Source organism: Myxococcus guangdongensis (assembly GCF_024198255.1).
In the GTDB taxonomy this organism is placed as follows: Bacteria; Myxococcota; Myxococcia; order Myxococcales; family Myxococcaceae; genus Myxococcus; species Myxococcus guangdongensis.
Genome location: NZ_JAJVKW010000045.1, coordinates 1 through 2,582 on the forward strand (window position 1 = coordinate 1; position 2,582 = coordinate 2,582).

Sequence of the window (2,582 nt, forward strand, 5' to 3'; positions counted from 1 at the left end):
CGTCGCTCAAGACGTTGCCCATTCTCCGGGCGGACTCCACGTCCTACCCGGGCGTCAACGTCTCGGCCCTCTCCTTTGGCCGCTTTTCAGGGGACCTTCATTGGCCGGTTTTGGGTGACCACTGAGGTGGAGGCTGTCTGCGAGCGGCTGGGCGTGGCTGCGCGCACCATTCAGCGCTGGAGGAAGCCCGAGACGGCGGAGGACCGGCGGTGCGGTCCACACACCCGGCCCGCCAACCGGCTTTCCGAGGTGGAGCGCCGCCGAGTCCTCGCGGTGGCCAACAGCGAGGAATTCCGCGACGCCTCGCCCAAGCAGATTGTCCCCCGGCTGGCGGACCGGGGTGAGTACGTGGCCAGCGAGGCGAGCTTCTACCGGGTGCTGCGCGAAGCCGGGCAACTGGCCCACCGCGGCCGTACCAAGGCGCCTACGCCCAGGCCTCGGGCCGAGCACACCGCCGCCCGGCCCAACCAGGTGTGGAGCTGGGACATCACCTACCTGAAGGGCCCGGTGAAAGGTGCCTTCCTCTACCTGTACCTGGTGGTGGACGTCTTCAGCCGCCGCGTCATGGGCTTCGCGGTGCACGAGGAGGAATCGTCCGAGCACGCCTCGGCCCTCATCCGTCGCTCCTGGCAGGAGGCGGGCTGCCCCGAGGGCTTGGTGCTGCACTCGGACAACGGCGGGCCGATGAAGGGTGCCACGCTCCTGGCCACCCTGCAGTGGCTGGGCGTCACGCCGTCCTTCAGCCGACCCCGCGTCTCGGACGACAACGCCTTCTCCGAGGCCCTCTTCCGTACACTGAAGTACCGCCCCAGCTTTCCCCAGAGGCCCTTCGCCTCCGCCGAGAACGCGCACGACTGGGTGACGCGCTTCGTGGACTGGTACAACATCGAGCACCGACACTCGGCCATCCGATTCGTCACACCCGACGATAGGCACTTCGGCCGCGAGACGGCGCTGCTGGCCCGACGCCACGGGGTGTACCAGCGTGCTCGAGTCTGTCACCCCGAGCGCTGGAGTCGAGGCACGCGCGATTGGTCACCGGTGGGGCCCGTCCGCCTCAACCCCGCGCCTAACCTCATCCTGCATCTGCAGGAAGTGAGGGACGCCGGCTGAAACCTCTCACGCGACAACTACCTTGACGCTCACCGCCGGCCGCCCGTCAGTACGCCAGCACCTCTCGGCCGCCTCTAAACCCGGCCTAGGCCAAACCGCTACTTGATCCCACCGGAGCGATATGCAGCCGGACCCCGCCCGTACTTTACGCCGATGGGTGCGCGTCGACCGTAACGTCGTGCTCCTTGCCTGCCGACTCGCAGGTGGTCTTGATAAACGTAGCCACCGCTTCTTCCCATTCTGGGAAGCCACGACCGATCGCGACCACAAACCTGAGGAATTCGGCCTGGGAGGACTCCACAATCGCCTTAATCTCTAGCTTGAGATGCTCGATGCAGTGTGTTGCTGCTTCTTTAACTCGTACATTTTTCTTCCTGTCAACACGCTTTTGCAGACCCGAGTCTGCATGGCAGCGGACCAAGTTGGTTCTGAAGACGTTGTCATCAAGCCAGTCCAGCCACCCGGCTTGCACATTATTCAACTCATTTTCATGCCTATAGATTTGCTGCCCGGTTGTTCCGACGGCCGGCAGCCCATGACTGAACTCACGGATGGATGGTGATTCGCAGATGTAAATTAGTGATATGCTCTGCCCACTGGCCGCCGGCCAGTTGGTGTGAACGGGCACGCCCCGTACGCGAGCCAGCACGTCATCCCAGTTGCCGGTTCCACACTTCGCGGGGCAGTTGGAGCATATCGTCGAAGTCACAGGCTCGAACTGATAGAACCTCAGGTAGTTCGAATTCTTGGGTGTCTGACGTTCCTTCAAAGTCATAATGAACCTCGCCACAAGCCGTGTACGTCTTGGGTGTGATATCAACATGCCAAGCGGTGGATCAATGGAGGTCTAACGCATAGAAGGACGGAAGGCTTGTTGAGGGGTGACAGGCTGGAGCGAAAAGGCCAGACGGGGGACGCTGACGGGCGCCTCAGGGCCGCGCGCCGGACCGGTGGAGAGGCGGTGCGACCTCCTGGAGGCACGCGCTTGCTCAGGCCACCCTCCCAGGAGGGAGACGGTGCGGGACATGGGCTTCCGGAGTTCCGTTACTGCTGGCATCGTGCTCCCCTTGTTTCCGTCTCCAAAATGTCTCCAAGATTGAAGGGGACTCCAGGCGACAGGTAGGACTGGCGAGGACTGCCCCGTGGACTCGAAGTGCCCGGATTCACTCATGATTCAGCGAAAGGCGTGTGCCGTCGCGGGTTTGGGGCACCCTGGGTCCACGGGTTCAAATCCTGTCTCCCCGACCATGATTTGACGGGCTGGAGATCCTTCGGGGTCTCCAGCCCGTTTCCGTTTCAGGCCCTTGGGGCCGCGAGGCCCAGGGCGACTGGAACGGGACCCTCAACGCAAGGACGAGAGAATCGCGGTGAGGTGGTGGTTGCCTTGCGTCCCGTTGCCGGCCTGGCCTGTCACATTGTTGCCCCAGGTCCAGACCACACCATCGGCACGCATCGCCAGGGAGTGGTCG

General features: G+C 63.6%; 3 protein-coding genes. 1 reads left to right on the forward strand and 2 read right to left on the reverse strand.

Annotated features, from left to right (window positions below; all coding sequences use genetic code 11):
- Positions 1–114: 114 nt before the first annotated feature.
- Entirely contained in the window at positions 115–1,113 is a 999-nt protein-coding gene (locus tag LXT21_RS44640; RefSeq protein WP_254044378.1) for an IS3 family transposase, read from the forward strand.
- A gap of 145 nt (positions 1,114–1,258) precedes the next feature.
- Here the strand turns inward: LXT21_RS44640 and LXT21_RS44645 are convergent, their stop codons facing one another.
- Complete coding sequence (locus LXT21_RS44645; protein ID WP_254044379.1) at positions 1,259–1,888, reverse strand: hypothetical protein; 630 nt, start codon at positions 1,886–1,888, stop codon at positions 1,259–1,261.
- Between the two features lie 567 nt (positions 1,889–2,455).
- A partial coding sequence (locus LXT21_RS45760) for a hypothetical protein (RefSeq protein ID WP_407667116.1) occupies positions 2,456–2,582 on the reverse strand: 127 nt, incomplete at its 5' end.

Coding starts and splice junctions, on each gene's coding strand:
- LXT21_RS44645 (WP_254044379.1), bottom strand. CDS start 1,888: ATGACTTTGAAGGAACGTCAGACACCCAAGAATTCGAACTACCTGAGG.